Origin of the sequence: Ralstonia sp. TCR112 (assembly GCF_007997035.1) — a bacterium.
Taxonomy (GTDB): domain Bacteria; phylum Pseudomonadota; class Gammaproteobacteria; order Burkholderiales; family Burkholderiaceae; genus Ralstonia; species Ralstonia edaphi.
Genome location: NZ_VOSS01000074.1, coordinates 1 through 15115 on the forward strand (window position 1 = coordinate 1; position 15115 = coordinate 15115).

Annotated in this window: 16 protein-coding genes; 4 read left to right on the top strand and 12 right to left on the bottom strand. The window is 64.7% G+C overall.

Translation table 11 applies throughout. The features are described from left to right. Window positions 1–188 precede the first annotated feature (188 nt). Window positions 189–1199, top strand: a complete 1011-nt coding sequence (gene ybiB / locus FUT88_RS16830; protein ID WP_147216812.1) for a DNA-binding protein YbiB — start codon at window positions 189–191, stop codon at window positions 1197–1199. 21 nt (window positions 1200–1220) lie between these two features. On the opposite strand, the gene FUT88_RS16835 is transcribed toward ybiB, so the two are convergent. Both FUT88_RS16835 and FUT88_RS16840 read right to left on the bottom strand, forming a co-directional pair. Beyond that, entirely contained in the window at window positions 1221–2090 is an 870-nt protein-coding gene (locus tag FUT88_RS16835; protein ID WP_102064433.1) for a pirin family protein, read from the bottom strand. A 13-nt stretch (window positions 2091–2103) separates the two neighbouring features. Next, window positions 2104–2508 (bottom strand): OsmC family protein, encoded by a 405-nt coding sequence (locus FUT88_RS16840; protein WP_147216814.1) that lies wholly within the window; start codon window positions 2506–2508, stop codon window positions 2104–2106. A gap of 241 nt (window positions 2509–2749) precedes the next feature. Here FUT88_RS16840 and FUT88_RS16845 point away from each other — a divergent pair, with 241 nt between their 5' ends. Beyond that, the gene (locus tag FUT88_RS16845; RefSeq protein ID WP_147216816.1) at window positions 2750–5668 is read left to right on the top strand and encodes a sensor domain-containing diguanylate cyclase; all 2919 of its coding nucleotides are present in this window, start codon (window positions 2750–2752) and stop codon (window positions 5666–5668) included. A gap of 235 nt (window positions 5669–5903) precedes the next feature. Beyond that, window positions 5904–6797 (top strand): RNA polymerase sigma factor RpoH, encoded by an 894-nt coding sequence (gene rpoH / locus FUT88_RS16850; RefSeq protein ID WP_410003889.1) that lies wholly within the window; start codon window positions 5904–5906, stop codon window positions 6795–6797. Window positions 6798–6863: 66 nt separating this feature from the next. Here rpoH and FUT88_RS16855 read toward each other — a convergent pair whose 3' ends face one another. The 5 genes from FUT88_RS16855 to FUT88_RS16875 all read right to left on the bottom strand — a co-directional run bounded on the left by FUT88_RS16855 (window position 6864) and on the right by FUT88_RS16875 (window position 11075). Then, window positions 6864–7469 carry an SCO family protein gene (locus FUT88_RS16855; RefSeq protein WP_147216820.1) on the bottom strand — a complete coding sequence of 202 codons (606 nt, stop codon included), beginning with the start codon at window positions 7467–7469 and terminating at the stop codon, window positions 6864–6866. 69 nt (window positions 7470–7538) lie between these two features. Continuing rightward, window positions 7539–8480, bottom strand: coding sequence for a heme o synthase (gene cyoE, locus FUT88_RS16860; RefSeq protein WP_147216822.1), 942 nt, complete (start codon window positions 8478–8480; stop codon window positions 7539–7541). 20 nt (window positions 8481–8500) lie between these two features. Continuing rightward, complete coding sequence (locus FUT88_RS16865) at window positions 8501–9592, bottom strand: COX15/CtaA family protein (protein WP_147216824.1); 1092 nt, start codon at window positions 9590–9592, stop codon at window positions 8501–8503. Window positions 9593–9595: 3 nt separating this feature from the next. Continuing rightward, window positions 9596–10252 carry an SCO family protein gene (locus FUT88_RS16870; protein WP_147216826.1) on the bottom strand — a complete coding sequence of 219 codons (657 nt, stop codon included), beginning with the start codon at window positions 10250–10252 and terminating at the stop codon, window positions 9596–9598. A gap of 52 nt (window positions 10253–10304) precedes the next feature. Then, a complete protein-coding gene (locus FUT88_RS16875) occupies window positions 10305–11075 on the bottom strand; it encodes an SURF1 family protein (RefSeq protein ID WP_147216828.1) in 771 nt (256 codons plus the stop codon). A 69-nt stretch (window positions 11076–11144) separates the two neighbouring features. On the opposite strand from FUT88_RS16875, the gene FUT88_RS16880 reads away from it, so the two are divergent. Then, window positions 11145–11354, top strand: coding sequence for a twin transmembrane helix small protein (locus FUT88_RS16880; RefSeq protein ID WP_024976747.1), 210 nt, complete (start codon window positions 11145–11147; stop codon window positions 11352–11354). A 124-nt stretch (window positions 11355–11478) separates the two neighbouring features. Here the strand turns inward: FUT88_RS16880 and FUT88_RS16885 are convergent, their stop codons facing one another. The 5 genes from FUT88_RS16885 to ctaD all read right to left on the bottom strand — a co-directional run bounded on the left by FUT88_RS16885 (window position 11479) and on the right by ctaD (window position 15092). Continuing rightward, entirely contained in the window at window positions 11479–12339 is an 861-nt protein-coding gene (locus tag FUT88_RS16885) for a cytochrome c oxidase subunit 3 (protein ID WP_147216830.1), read from the bottom strand. Between the two features lie 89 nt (window positions 12340–12428). Next, window positions 12429–12641 carry a DUF2970 domain-containing protein gene (locus tag FUT88_RS16890; RefSeq protein ID WP_147216832.1) on the bottom strand — a complete coding sequence of 71 codons (213 nt, stop codon included), beginning with the start codon at window positions 12639–12641 and terminating at the stop codon, window positions 12429–12431. A 4-nt stretch (window positions 12642–12645) separates the two neighbouring features. Next, a complete protein-coding gene (locus FUT88_RS16895) occupies window positions 12646–13254 on the bottom strand; it encodes a cytochrome c oxidase assembly protein (RefSeq protein ID WP_027678344.1) in 609 nt (202 codons plus the stop codon). Between the two features lie 49 nt (window positions 13255–13303). After that, complete coding sequence (locus FUT88_RS26450; protein WP_012761055.1) at window positions 13304–13435, bottom strand: cytochrome oxidase small assembly protein; 132 nt, start codon at window positions 13433–13435, stop codon at window positions 13304–13306. Window positions 13436–13487: 52 nt separating this feature from the next. Next, complete coding sequence (gene ctaD / locus FUT88_RS16900) at window positions 13488–15092, bottom strand: cytochrome c oxidase subunit I (RefSeq protein WP_102064424.1); 1605 nt, start codon at window positions 15090–15092, stop codon at window positions 13488–13490. Between the last annotated feature and the right edge of the window lie 23 nt (window positions 15093–15115).

The window sequence follows — 15115 nt, forward strand, 5'->3', positions numbered from 1 at the left end:
CTTTCGCCATCTCGGGCGCGCCTTTCTTTGGTTACTTTCTTTGGCAAGACAAAGAAAGTGACTCAGCCCCGGCAGGGGATGAAACAAGAGATGCACCACCAACAAAGAACATCCCACGCCCCACGCTAGCGCCAGCGCAAACCCCAGCGCTATGATCAAACCCACACAAAAACCCGCCCAGCTTCCCGATGCCAGCTCCCCCCATCCTCCCCGACACCGCCACTGAAGACGCCTTCGCCAACGGCCCCTTCCCCGCCGCCCGCTTCATCAAGGAAATCGGCCGCGGCGCAGACGGCGCCCGCGCTCTGGTCAAGCACGATGCCCGCGCGCTCTTCACCGCCATGCTGGAAGGCCGCATCGCCGACGTGCAGCTCGGCGCTATCCTCATGGCCTATCGCATCAAGGGCGAGACGCCGGAAGAACTCGACGGCATGCTGGAAGCCACGCACGCGCATTGCCGACCGCTGCCCGCACCGAACACGCCGGAGCATGCGTTGCCGGTCGTCATCCCCAGCTACAACGGCGCCCGCCGCCAGCCGAACCTCGTGCCGCTGCTGGCCAAGCTGCTGGCGCACGAAGGCGTGCCGGTGCTGGTGCATGGCATCCGCCGCTTCGACGGCCGCATCACCACGGCGGCATTGTTCGAAGCGCTCGGCTGGCCGGTCTGCGAACACATGGACGACGCCCGCGAGCAGCTGGAGCGCGATCGCCTGGCCTACGTGCCGATCGACGTGCTCTCGCCCGAACTGACGTCGCTGCTGGACAAGCGCGAGATCGTCGGCCTGCGCAATTCCGCACACACGGTGGTGAAGATGCTGCAGCCCATCGGCGGGCATGCGCCGCACGAGGCGCTACGGCTGGTCAGCTACACGCATCCGGAATACCGCGACACGCTCACCGATTACTTTCTGCGCCACCCGGCCAATGTGCTGCTGGCACGCGGCACCGAGGGCGAGGCGGTGGCCGATGCGCGGCGCGGCAGCGCGGTGGAGTGGCTGCACGACGGCGCGCATGAAACGGTGATCGAAGCGGTGGAAGGTTCGAGCGACGCACCGCCTGTGCTGCCTGCGGGAACGGACGTGGCGGCGACGGCGCGCTGGATTGAAGCGGTGCTCGACGGCAAGCAGCCGGTGCCGGAGCCGATCGCCAAGCAGGTCCGCGCGATCGTGCGCTGTGCACGACCGGCGCAGGCCGCCTGAGCGATCGCCCGGTCTTAGGTCTTACTTGGACGGCAGCGGAATGCGCTCCGTTTCGCCGGGCACGTGGGCGAAGGCGTCGGCCTCCCAGCGCTGCTTGGCGTCTTCAATGTCGGCCTTGTCGCTGGCGACGAAGTTCCAGTAGATGTGGCGGTGGCCGTCGGTCGGGTCACCGCCCAGCAGCATCACGCGTGACGACACCTGCGCGGTGAGCGTCACGTCGCCGCCGGGCTCCAGCACGGCAAGGTGGTGCGGGTCGAGCGCCTCGCCGTCGATGGTGACGGCACCCTCGACCAGATACAGGCCGCGGTCTGCATGCTCGGGCGGAATCACCAGCGAGGCGCCGGCCGCCAGTTCCAGCGCCACATACAGCGTGCGCGAACTCACCTTTACCGGCGACGTCAGCCCAAACGCATCCCCCGCGATGACAACGCCCTGCACGCCGGGGCATTCCAGCTTGGGCAGCGTGTCGGCGGCGTGATGGGCGAAGCTGGCGTCCACCTTTTCCTGATCCTTCGGCAGCGCCACCCAGGTCTGGATGCCGTGCACGCGCGCGCCCTTTTCGCGCCCTTCCGGCGACGAACGCTCGGAGTGGACGATGCCGTTGCCAGCCGTCATCCAGTTGACGTCGCCGGGCGTGATCGTCTGCACGCTGCCGAGGCTGTCGCGGTGGACCATGCTGCCGTCAAACAGGTACGTGACGGTGGCCAGGCCGATGTGCGGGTGCGGGCGCACGTCGATGCCCTCGCCCGGCGCGAAATCCACGGGGCCCATGTGGTCGAAGAAGATGAACGGCCCCACCGTCTGGCGCGCGGCCGAGGGCAGCACGCGTTTGACCGAGAAACCGCCGAGGTCCCGCACGTGCGGGCCAATGATGTGCTGAATGGAAGTCATGGCGGGAAGCTCCTCAGGCGCGCTCGGCAAGCTCGGTCTCGACGCTGATCTCGACTTCGGTCATCAGCTTGTGAACCGGGCATTTGCCGGCCACGCGCAGCAGGTCGGCCCGCTGCTCGTCGCTCAGGTCGCCGTGCAGGGTCAGCACCGTGCGCAGTTTGTAGCGGCCCTGGCGCTCCTGGGTGCCGTCGTGCTCGACGGCCACGTCGATCGCGTCGAGCGGGTACTTGCGCTGACGCGCATAGAGCGAGACGGTCAGCGCCTTGCAGCTGGCCAGGGCCGCGTCGAAGTAGGCGTGCGGGTCAGGCGCGCTGCCCTCGCCGGCGGGCTTGGGCACGTCGGTATAGGTCACGCCTTCGGGGAAGGTGACCTTGTGACGGAAAAGGCCTTCGGTGTCCTTGCTGACGACGATGGTCATGGGCGGCTCCTGTAACGGTTTCAGCGATGTCCGGGCAGTGTAGCCAACTTGCGTGACGGCTCGGGAGATGCCCCTACGTGCGTCACGCATCGCTTTCAGGGGCGCGTTGATCGCTCGACATTGCAGACATGGCAATTCGCCCCACCGATTTGGATGGAAACGCTCAAGCGGCGCGGTTTTCCGCCGATCTTCCGGTTAGAAGACATCCGCCCTGAAACCGCCCCGCTTACGCGTCACCTGCATGGTTCCACGCCGGCCGCTTGTCGCCATTGCCGGCGGCATCGGCTTTCTCCTCGTCCTTGTTGGGCTGACCGTGATGGTCGGCTGGCTGCAGCATTGGCCATGGGCGGTGAGGCTGGGCACGGACCGCCTGCTGATCGTGTTCGCCACGGGGATCAACCTGGCGCTGCTGGGCGCTGCCCTGGGAGCGCTGCTCATCGGCACGGTACGGCCGGGCGCGCGCTGGGCAGATCCCGCTGCGCGCGGGCTGAGCGGCGCGGTGGCGTTGCTGTCCACGCTGCGGCTGGCCGAGATGATTACGGGATGGCCGATCGGGCTGGACTTTCCTGACGTGCACGCTTGGCTCGACCGCCAATGGGTCACCGGATGGATTGGCGGCATGCACCCGAGCCACGCGCTGGCGATGGCCGCATCGGCGATCGCCCTTGGCCTTGTGCCGACGTTGCGCAAGCCACACCGCGCCCGGTGGTTTTGGGGCCTCCTCGGCCTGGCGATGCTGCTCTGCGCGGGTGACTTGCTCGGCCGCGCCATGGCGCTGGAATATCTGTACCCGGCGTGGCTGCGGTGGCGCGCCTCGGACGCCGCTGCCCTCTGCTCGCTGCTGTTGGTCACGGGGGTGGTGTGCGCTGCGATGGCTCGGCACCCGGGCCTGTTCCGCCTGCGCTTGTCGCCAGAAGACACCATCGTCTGGATCAGCGGCGGCTGTGTCGTGCTGGCGGGCCTGGGCGCCACCATCACGGCATTCATCATCCAGGTGGACAGTGCCAGCCTGACTTTCGGCACCACGCGGGCACGGGCCCTGTCGAGCTACGCTGAGGAGTTCGACCAGTTGCTGGCCATGCGCGCGGAAAGCCCGCGCCTGGTGGCCGCCGCCACGCACATCCAGGAGGTGCTGCGCCATCCGGCCGACAACGCGGCGCGCCTGCGCAGCCAGAGCGCGCTGCAGGCGTATCGCGAGCAAGGCTACTCGTACCTGCAACTGCGGACGCTGGCGGGCGAGGGCATCGTCAGCCTGGGGACGCAGACGCTTGAGCCCGAATTGTCGATAGTGCTGCACGCCGGCCTCGCGCCCGAGCGCATCACGCTGCAATGGGTACACGGTTTTGCCATGCGCACCGAAACGCCGGTCATGGCAGACGGCATGCAGATCGGCTGGCTGGTCGCCGAACAACCGCTCGCCCACATGACAGGCCGCTACACCAACCAACGCGGCATCGGAAAGACCGAAACGCTGGCGATCTCGGGCTTTGATGCGCGCGGCCGCGCCATGTCGTTCCCGCAACGCTTTGATGCGTACGTGTTCGAGTTGCCGCCGCTTACGGTAGACCACCGCCCCCTGCCATCGCGCCTGGCGCTGGCGGGAGAGGCCGGTTACGGCCAGTGGCAGGACATCCACGGCATGCCGACGTCGTTTACCTACACACCGATCGGTCACACGGGTCTGGCGCTGATCAGCAAGATCGCCAGCGCCGAGCTGTACGCACCGATGCGCGTGCAATTCGAGCGGCTCGCGGGCTTCATGCTGTGCCTGATGATCGGCAGCGTGCTGGCCATCCGCCTGACGGTGCGTCCGTTTGCCAACCGGCTTGCCGCGTCGGAACGTGCGCTGCGCACCGCCAACGAGAGCCTCGAGCGCCGCCGGGACGCCCTGCGCGCCAGCCGCGAGCAACTGCGCCTCGTGGCGGACAACGTGCCCGCGCAACTGAGCTACGTCGACCCCGACGGCATCGTGCGTTTTGCCAGCCGCACCCTGCTCGAAGCCTTCGGCCGCAGTGAAGACGAGATGCTGGACCGCCACGTACGCGACATCTACACCGCCGAGGACTACCGCACGCTGCTGCCCTACATGACCGAAGTGCTGGCAGGTTACCCGGTGCAGTTCGAGATCCAATCCATGCGCACGGGCGTGCCCCGCTACCTGAGCGGCCACTACTATCCTGATTACGATGATCGCGGCACGCTGCGCGGCTATTTCTCGGTGCTGCAGGATCTGACGGCGCGCACGAGTGCCGAACTGGCCCTGGCGCGCAGTGAACGGGCACTCAAGCTCGTGCTCGACAACGCGCCGCTGCTGGTGTCGCACATCAACCCCGACGGCGTCTTCACCTTCTGCAACGTCACGCATGCCCGCTGGCTCCAGCGTACGCCCGAGGACGTCTGCGGCCAGACGCCGGAACGGGTGTTCACACCGGGCACGTACGCCTTGCTGGCGCCGTACCTGGTGCGCGCCCAGCGAGGGGAATCCGTCGAATTCGAGATCACCGCGCCCTGGTACGAAAAGCCGCACGCCAACGGCCCCCGCAGCCGCACGCGACATTTCCGCGGGCAGCTCGTCCCCGATGCCGGAGAAGCGCATGACGGCCGCTGCGGTTTTTACGCCTTCGTGCAGGACGTGACCGAAGCCAAGCGCAGCGAGATGGAGCTGTCGCGCATGGCGCGCTTTGACGCCCTCACCGGCCTGCCCAACCGCTACGACCTCTACGAGCGCCTGCGCGGCGCCCTGGCGCGCCGTCAGCGCCTGCCGGCCCCGCTGGGCGTGCTGTACCTGGACATCGATCACTTCAAGCACATCAACGACACCTACGGCCACGCCGCCGGCGATACGGTGCTGGTGGAGGTCGCCCAGCGCCTGCAACGTGCAGTGCGCCGCACCGACACCGTCGCCCGCCTCGCAGGTGACGAATTCATCATCCTGCTCGACCCCATCGACGCCCCGGATGATGCGCTGCACACCGCGCAGAAGATCGTCGGGGTAATCCGTCCGCCGATCCACCTGCCGGATGGCACGGTGCTGCACGTCACCACGAGCGTTGGCGTGGCGTGCCCCGGCCCCGATGTGCGTGACCCTGACGCCGCCTTGCGCGAAGCTGATCGCGCACTTTACTGGGCCAAGTCGCGCGGCCGAAATACGGCGGCATAGGGCAGAACCGATACCTTCGGCCGCGGTCTATGACTGGGTGTGGCGCCCTTTTTGCTGCGGCGCAAACACCACACTATTGAGCACAGGACCCTGATTTACGGGAACTATTAACCGGACAAAAATGTCCTATTAGCAGTCATCCGGTTGGAGTGCTAAGATGCCTTTCCAAACCTCCACTGGATTTCGACAGGAGTCCTGAGTGAACGCAGTCATCCCCGTGAATACCGTTTCCGCAATCGCCACCCAGCCGTCCGGCAACGCCGGTAATGGATGGGCGCTGGCGTTCCCCGGCAACCTGGGCAACATCGACGCCTACATCCAGAGCGTCAATCGTGTGCCGATGCTGTCGGCCGAGGAAGAACAGCGTCTGGCCCGCGAATACCGCGACAACGGCAATCTCGATGCCGCCCGCCGTCTGGTGCTCTCGCACCTGCGCCTGGTCGTGTCGATTGCGCGCGGTTACCTTGGCTACGGCCTGCCGCACGCCGACCTGATCCAGGAAGGCAACATCGGCCTGATGAAGGCCGTCAAGCGCTTCGACCCGGATCAGGGCGTGCGTCTCGTCTCGTACGCGATGCACTGGATCAAGGCCGAGATGCATGAGTACATCCTGAAGAACTGGCGCATGGTGAAGGTGGCCACCACCAAGGCCCAGCGCAAGCTGTTCTTCAACCTGCGCAGCCACAAGCAGGATGCGCAGGCGACCTTCACGTCGGACGAAATCGACGCCGTGGCCGCCGAACTCAACGTCAAGGGCACGGAAGTGCGCGAGATGGAAACGCGCCTGTCCGGCGGCGACATTGCGCTGGAAGGCCAGATGGACGACGGCGAGGAGTCGTTCGCCCCGATCGCCTACCTGGCCGATACGCACAATGAGCCGACCCGCGTGATCGAGGCGCGCAGCAACGACCGCATGCAAAGCGAAGGCATCGAAGCCGCCCTCGCCAAGCTCGACGATCGCAGCCGCCGCATCATCGAAGCCCGCTGGCTGAACGTGAACGACGACGGATCGGGCGGCTCGACGCTGCACGAGCTGGCTGACGAGTTTGGCGTGTCGGCCGAGCGCATCCGCCAGATCGAATCGGCCGCGATGAAGAAGATGAAGGGTGCGCTGCAAGCCTTCGCCTAAGCTGACCGCCTCGCAATGAAAAGCCCGCCAGATCGGCGGGCTTTTTCTTTGGGCGGTGGCGGCAGATCAGTCGGCCAGCAGTTGCTTGATGTCGTGCGCGATCGGCTCCGGGCCCTGGCCGTGCTTGATGAACAGGCGCAGGCTGCCCTTCGGATCAAACATGTAGCTGCCGGCGGTGTGATCCATGGTGTAGTTGTCGGGGGAGCTGCCCGGCACCTTGCTGTAGAACACCTTGAAGTCGGACGCGACCTTCTTCAGCTCCGTCTCGTTGGCCGGACGCAGGCCGATGAAGCGCGGATCGAACGCGGGCACGTACTTGGCCAGCAGGTCTTGCGTATCGCGCTCCGGGTCGACGGTGACGAACAGGACCTGGACGCGGTCGGCGTCTTTGCCGAGGGTATCCATCACGGCGCGCAGCTCAGCCAGCGTGGTCGGGCAGACATCGGGGCAATGCGTGTAGCCGAAGAACATGACAACGACCTTGCCGCGGAAATCTTCGAGCGTGCGGCGCTTGCCGGTGTGGTCGGTCAGCGAGAAATCGGTGCCGAAGCTCTTGGATCCGGTGATGTCGAGGTTCTTGAAGGCGGGCTTGTCGCTGCACGCTGTGAGCGCCAGCACGGCGACGGCCAGCATGGCGAACAGCGCGGCGCGGAAGTGTCGGAAAGAGAGCATGGTCATCGTGTTGAAAGCAGACCGCCTAGCGTAACGCCAACGGCACATGCCTGCTGGCGCCCCTGTGCGTCACAGCGCCGCGCTTTGCGTAAGCGCCGGGCCGAACTTGAAGTAGTGGTCGACCAGCAGCGCGGCAAACAGGATCGACAGATAGATGATCGAGTAGCGGAAAGTCTTCTGCGCCAGCGCGTCGGAGTATTTCCGGTACATGCGCCACGCATACGAGAGAAAGCCGAAGCCCAGCACCAAAGCGGTGACCAAGTAGATATAGCCGCTCATGCCGTAGACGAACGGCAGGATGGTCGCGGCGATCATGATCAGCGTGTACAGCAGGATGTGCAGCAGCGTGTATTTCTCGCCGTGCGTGATCGGCAGCATCGGCAGGCCGGACTTTGCATAGTCGGCGCGGCGATATAGCGCGAGCGCCCAGAAGTGCGGCGGTGTCCAGGTAAAGATGATCAGCACCAGAATCCAAGCTTCGGCCGGCACGCTGTTGGCGACAGCCGCCCAGCCCAGCGCCGGCGGCATCGCCCCCGAGAGACCGCCGATCACGATGTTCTGCGGTGTGGCCGGCTTGAGCAGCAGCGTGTAGATGATCGCGTAACCGATGAAGGTGGCGAACGTCAGCCACATCGTCAGGTCGTTGGCGAACACATGCAGCGTCCACATGCCTGCACCGCCCAGCACCACCGAGAACACCAGGATCTGCCGCGTGCCCAGCTCGCCGCTGGCGGAGGGGCGCCAGGCCGTGCGGCGCATCATCGCGTCGATCTTGCGCTCGACCAGGCAGTTGATGGCGAAGGCAGCGCCGGCAAACAGCCAGATGCCGACCGCGCCGCCGATCAGCACCGGCCACGGCACCATGCCCGGCGTGGCCAGGAACATGCCGATCACGGCGCAGAACACGGCAAGCTGCGTGACGCGCGGCTTGGTCAGCGCCGCATACTGCGATGCGGTCGTTCGCCAGCCAGGAAGTTGAGTGGAAGTTGTTGGGGTTGCCACGGTATTCATAAAAAACGGTCAGACAGCGTTCAGACGACGGCAGCCGCCACAGGCATCGGCGCCCGCGCTTGTGCGAGCCCGATCAGGTAATGCAGACGCACCATCAGCAACAGCAGCACGGCCGCGCCGCCGTTGTGCGCCACGGCGGCCAGCAACGGCCACCCCAGCACGATGTTCGAAAGGCCAGTCGCCAATTGCACGGCCAGCACGACGAGCAGCACCGTCGCGACACGGCCAATGCCGTCGATGCGACGTGCACGCACGCCAAGCCATGCCAGATAGCTCAGCACGACGACCGCAAACACGCGGTGCGTCCAGTGGATGGCGACCAGCGCATCGTGCGAGATGAAATCGCCGCCGGCAGTCTTGCCAAGTTGGCGCCAGAACGTGAAGCCGTGTGCAAAGTCCATCGGCGGAACCCACTGGCCGTTGCACAGCGGAAAATCGGTACAGGCGAGCACAGCGTAGTTCGTGCTGACCCAGCCGCCCAGCGCAATCTGCACAACGAGCAGCACGAGCCCGATGGCCGCCGCCATGCGCAACGACGCGCCACGCTCATCCACCACACGCGGCACGTCGTTCTTGCAGCCGAGCCAGATCAGCGCGGCCAGCAACGACATGCCGAGCAGCAAGTGCGTCACCACGATGGCCGGCTGCAGCTTGAGCGTGACGGTCCACGCGCCAAACGCGCCCTGCACACACACCAGCGCCAGCACGGCCGTCGCATACCACGGAGACTGCTTCAGCTCCTTGCGCTTCACCCACGCCAGTACCACCAGCGTGATGATCAGCACGCCCAGCGCGAGCGCGAAGTAGCGGTGCGTCATCTCGATCCACGCTTTCATCCATGTGACGGGGCCACTCGGCATGGCGGCCTGTGCGGCATGGATGTCGTCACGTGCGTGGAACGGGTTGGACGTGCCATAGCAGCCCGGCCAATCCGGGCAACCGAGGCCCGAATCCGTCAGCCGCGTGAAGCTGCCGAACATGATCAGGTCCAGCGTGAGGAAAGCGGTGATCCACACCAGCTTGCGGTACTTGTTGCGATCCCCCTTGACGAGCACGTAGCACAGCGGGATCAGCGCGATCAGGATGCCGATGGAAGCAAGTTGCAGCAGCATGGTTTATCCGATGCGCGAATACTTCAAGAGCCGCGTCATGTCTCCGCGCACCTTTTTCGGGTCCGGATCTTTCGGGAACTGCATCATCAGGTTGCCAAGCGGATCGACCAGGAAGAGGTGATCGGTCGGCGGCGTCTTGCCGTCGGCCAGCCAGTTCTTCGGCAGCTCGGGCGCGCGCAGGAACCGCACCGCACCGTAATCGTCGTTGTAGGCCTTGATGAGGCGCGGGTCGATTTCACCGCGGTCGGTCACCAGCCAGACGGGGACGATGCGGTCGCGGTCCGGACCCTGGCCGATGCGCAGCTGGCGCATGGTGAACAGCTTGCGCGCGCAGTTGTCGTCGCAGGCGCTGCCGTCCACGGACACCATCAGCCATTTGCCCTTGAGGCTGGCCAGCGGCACTTCAGCGCCGTGCTCGTCCTGGACCATCAGGCTGGCCGGAATAGGCCGCTGCGGATCGATAAGCGCGCCGTACGCCGCCTTGCCGCCGGCTGGGGTGAAGACGTAATACGCAAGGTACGACGCGATCACCGGAGAGGCACACACCAGCAGCAGGAACAGCATCATCAAGCGGCCGCGGCGAGTGCGCGCGTCGATGCGCGGGTCTTCGGACGCCCCGAGTGTGCCCGGCGCGCCGGGTGCGGATCCCTGATTCACCATGTGATTCCTAATACATTCCGCTGCGGCACTAAGCCGCAACGCGAGTTCGTGTTCAGGCGGGCTCGGAAGTGCCCGCCAAGCGGCGATAACGCCGCACGCTGTAGAAGACCATCAGCCCAAGCACCGCCGCCGCCATCGCAAACCATTGGAATGCGTAGCCGTAATTGCGCTCAGCGCCCAGGTCTGCGCGCGGCCAATCGCGCAACAGGCCGTCCTGCGCGTCGGATTGCTGCTGCACCACGAACGGTTGGAGCGGCACGCCGATTTCGCGCGAGAAAGCGTCGAGGTCGATATTCTGCCTAAGTCGCTGGCCGACTTCATCCGCGCCGTCCTTGCTGCCCAGACTGAAGACCCGGCTGGCATGCGGCACGGCCATCCCTTCGACCTGCACTTCGCCCGCCGGCGTGGTGTACGGCGCGATGCGCGTGCGGTCGGCCGGATCGCGCGGCAACCAGCCGCGGTCGACCAGCACGGCGCGCCCGCCCGCGCCTTCCAGCCTCAGCGGGATGAGCACCTCGAAGCCGGGGCGCGACACGCCATTTGTGACGTGCGGGCGATTTTCCAGCAACACGGTGTGCGCCACGTCGAAAGTTCCGCGCAGCAGCACCGGCCGGTACATCACGGAATCTGCCGCCACGGGCTGCGCCGTGACGCGCTGGGGAGGCGCGTTTTCCAGCGCCACGATGCGGGCCTGGCGCTCGATGCGCTCGTGCGCACGCGAAAGCTGCCAACGCCCGAGCGAGCACGTCAGCGCGATCAGCGCCACGCCCGCCAACATCGGCACAGGCGCAAACCACTGCCGCATCGGTACGCGGACGGTCATCGCTCAGCCCCGGTGCGATAATGCTCGGCAGTCATTTCCAACCCGTCATTGCCCAACCGGCAGCCCTCCATGCGCATCGTCGTTGCCATTGCGTTTCTGCTGATCCTCGGCAGCCTTGCCTCCGCGCTGTTCTTCCTGATGCGCGACAAGGGCCACAGCAACCGCACCGTCCGCTCGTTGATGTTCCGCGTCGGTTTCTCGATCGCGCTATTCATCTTCATCCTCGTTGCGAACCGGCTTGGGTGGATCCACAGTACCGGCATCCGCTTCGGCCAATAGCCCAAGAAATCAGTCAGGCCAGAAAAACGAAAACGCCGCAGCGGTGTCCCGTCTGCGGCATTGTCTTCGCCGGCCGTTGGCCAGGTCATGGAGCGACGCTGCGCCGCCCCAACCCGATGCTGTCTTACAGCCAGTACACCACCACGTACAGGCCCAGCCACACCACGTCCACAAAGTGCCAGTACCACGCAGCGCCTTCGAATGCGAAGTGATGCTCCGGCGTGAAGTGGCCCTTGATCACACGCCCCAGCACCACCGACAGCATGATCGCGCCCATCGTCACGTGGAAGCCGTGGAAGCCCGTCAGCAGGAAGAACGTTGAACCGTAGATGCCCGAGGTCAGCTTCAGGTTCAGTTCGTGATAGGCGTGAATGTATTCGAACGCCTGGAAGCCCATGAACGTGAAGCCCAGGAGAATCGTCAGCAGCAAGCCCTGGATGACCTGGGCACGCTTGCCTTCACGCAGCGCATGGTGTGCCCACGTGAGCGTTACACCGGAGGTCAGCAGCAGCGCCGTATTGATCGTCGGGATCGGCCACGGGCCCATCGTCGTGAACGGCGTTACCGTGCCGGCGGGCCCGGCGTTCGGCCACATCGCGTTGAAGTCGGGCCACAGCAGCTTGTTGTTCAGATCGCCGAGCCACGGCATGGCGATCGTGCGAGCATAGAACAGAGCACCGAAGAACGCCGCAAAGAACATCACTTCCGAGAAGATGAACCAGCTCATCGACCAGCGGAACGAGGCATCCACGCGGTCGCCGTACTTGCCGGTCTCGGATTCGGAGATGGCGTCGGCGAACCAGGCACGCAGCACAAAGAGGAACCACAGCAGGCCGACCAGGAACGTCCACGGGGCCCAGGGCTGAGCATTCACCCATGCCGCGGAGCTCAACAGCACGATCAGCAGGCCAAGGCTTGCCGAAATCGGATGCCGCGACGGCCCGGGCACGAAGTAGTACGGAGCGTTTGCTCGATTCGCACTCATCTCTTTTTCTCCAGCTCTATTTTTTTAGGAATCCACTCGATGTTGCCCGGCCGATGCTGCCCTGGCCGTCTCCTCAACCTGCTCCACCGTTAACCGACAACTGCTCTCACGATCAACAGCAGCACAACGATGAACATGATCGCCGCCAGAACGCCCGCAATGATCACGTGCACGGGATTCAACTGCGCCATGTCACGGTCGTGATCACGGCCCTTGCGCACACCGAAGAAAGACCAGAACACCGCCTTCATCGTCTGCGCAAACGATGCGCGTCGCTTGGTCGCTTCCTTCAGTTCGTCCATGTCCTCACGTTCCCTTGTTCGGCATCGCCGGCGCAATGACCGACGGCGCGTGGATTTCAAAGAAAGTGTAGGACAAGGTGATCGTTTTCACGTCCTTGGGAAGATCCGGATCAATCACAAACACCACCGGCATCTCGCGCGATTCGTTGGCCGTCAGCGTCTGCTGCTTGAAACAGAAACACTCGATCTTCTTGAAGAACTCGGTTGCCTGCTTGGGCGCGTAACTCGGGATGGCCTGGGCCTCCACCGTACGCCCCTCCTTGTTCACCACCTCGTAGACGATCTGGCTGATCTCGCCCGGGTGTACATCCATGCTGTTCTTGACCGGGCGGAAGCGGAACGGCCCCTGGCTGTTCGAATCGAATTCCACCGTGATCGTGCGCGTCTTGTCGACCTGCGAGTTGCGCAGCGCGCCGCCGTCTTCATCGCGCGTGTTGAGCACGTTGATGTTCGTGATCTCGCAGATCTTCTTGTACAGCGGCACCATCGCGTAGCCGAAGCCAAACATGATCACGACCACGACGGCCAGCTTGCCGAGCATCGAGCGGTTCAGGCCGCGCTCCAGCGCTTTGTCGTTTTGGGTCGGATCCGGCTGCGCCGGTGTCTGGCTCATAGAGGTCTCGCGAAATCTCGGTTCAGCGACCAGCGCATCGCTTGCCCGGCTAGCCGCCGAACACCACGCGCTTGAAAATCACACCCAGAAAGAAGACCAACGCGATCGTGCCGAGGATGAACCCCAGGCGACGGTTGGCTGCGCGTTGCTCGGGCGTTGGGCTTTTTTCTGGATTCGACATCGTTGTCCGGAGGACCGCGGGGCCGGCACTCGCCTGCCCCGCGACACCTGCATTACTTCACATGCGGCGGTTCTTCAAAGGTGTGGAACGGCGCCGGCGACGGCACGGTCCACTCCAGGCCTTCCGCGCCATCCCACGGCTTGTCGGCGGCCTTCTCGCCACCGCGGTACGACGGCAGCACCACGAAGAAGAAGAAATACACCTGCATCAGGCCGAAACCCAGTGCGCCAATCGACGCGATCGCGTTGAAATCAGCGAACTGCTGCGGGTAATCCGCATAGCGGCGCGGCATGCCCGCCAGGCCCAGGAAGTGCATCGGGAAGAACGTGAGGTTGAAGGTGATCATCGAACCCCAGAAGTGGATCTTGCCGCGCGTTTCGCTGTACATGTAGCCCGACCATTTCGGACCCCAGTAGTAGAAGCCTGCGAACAGCGCGAACAGCGAACCGGCCACCAGAACGTAGTGGAAGTGCGCCACCACGTAGTAGGTGTCCTGCAGCTGGATGTCGATCGGGGCCACGGCCAGGATCAGGCCCGTGAAGCCGCCCACCGTGAACACGAAGATGAAGCCGATCGCGAACAGCATCGGCGTCTCGAACGTCATCGAGCCGCGCCACATCGTGGCCACCCAGTTGAAGATCTTCACGCCGGTCGGCACCGCGATCAGCATCGTCGCGTACATGAAGAACAGCTGGCCCGTCACAGGCATGCCCGTCGTGAACATGTGGTGCGCCCACACGATGAACGACAGGATGGCGATCGACGCGGTGGCGTACACCATCGAGCTGTAGCCGAACAGCGGCTTGCGCGCGAAGGCCGGCACGATCTGGCTGACGATACCGAACGCCGGCAAGATCATGATGTACACCTCGGGGTGCCCGAAGAACCAGAAGATGTGCTGGTACATCACCGGGTCGCCGCCGCCGGCTGCCGAGAAGAAGCTCGTGCCGAAGTGGCGGTCGGTCAGCACCATGGTGATCGCGCCTGCCAGCACCGGCATCACAGCGATCAGCAGGTACGCCGTGATCAGCCACGTCCAGCAGAACATCGGCATCTTCATCAGCGTCATGCCGGGCGCGCGCATGTTCAGGATGGTCACGATGATGTTGATCGCGCCCATGATGGAAGATGCACCCATGATGTGGACTGCGAAGATCGCCATGTCCATGCCGGGGCCCATCTGGACCGACAGCGGCGCGTAGAGCGTCCAGCCGGCCGCCGTGGCACCGCCCGGTGCGAAGAACGAGCCCACCAGCAGCAGTGCCGCAGGCGGCAGCAGCCAGAAGCTGAAGTTGTTCATCCGCGCGAAGGCCATGTCGGAGGCCCCCACCTGCAGCGGGATCATCCAGTTCGCGAACCCCACGAAGGCCGGCATGATGGCGCCGAACACCATGATCAGGCCGTGCAGCGTGGTGAACTGGTTGAACAGCTCCGGGTGGAAGAACTGCAGGCCGGGCTGGAACAGCTCAAGGCGGATCAGCAGGGCCAGCGTGCCGCCCGAGAGCAGCATCATGAAAGAGAACAGCAGGTACAGCGTACCGATGTCCTTATGGTTGGTCGCGAACAGCCAACGGCGCCAGCCGTGCGGATGGTCGTGCGCGTGGTCGTCTCCATGACCGTGCGCGTGATCTTGCGGGTGCGTAACAGCGGTGCTCATCGAGGAACTCCTAGGTTCGGTTC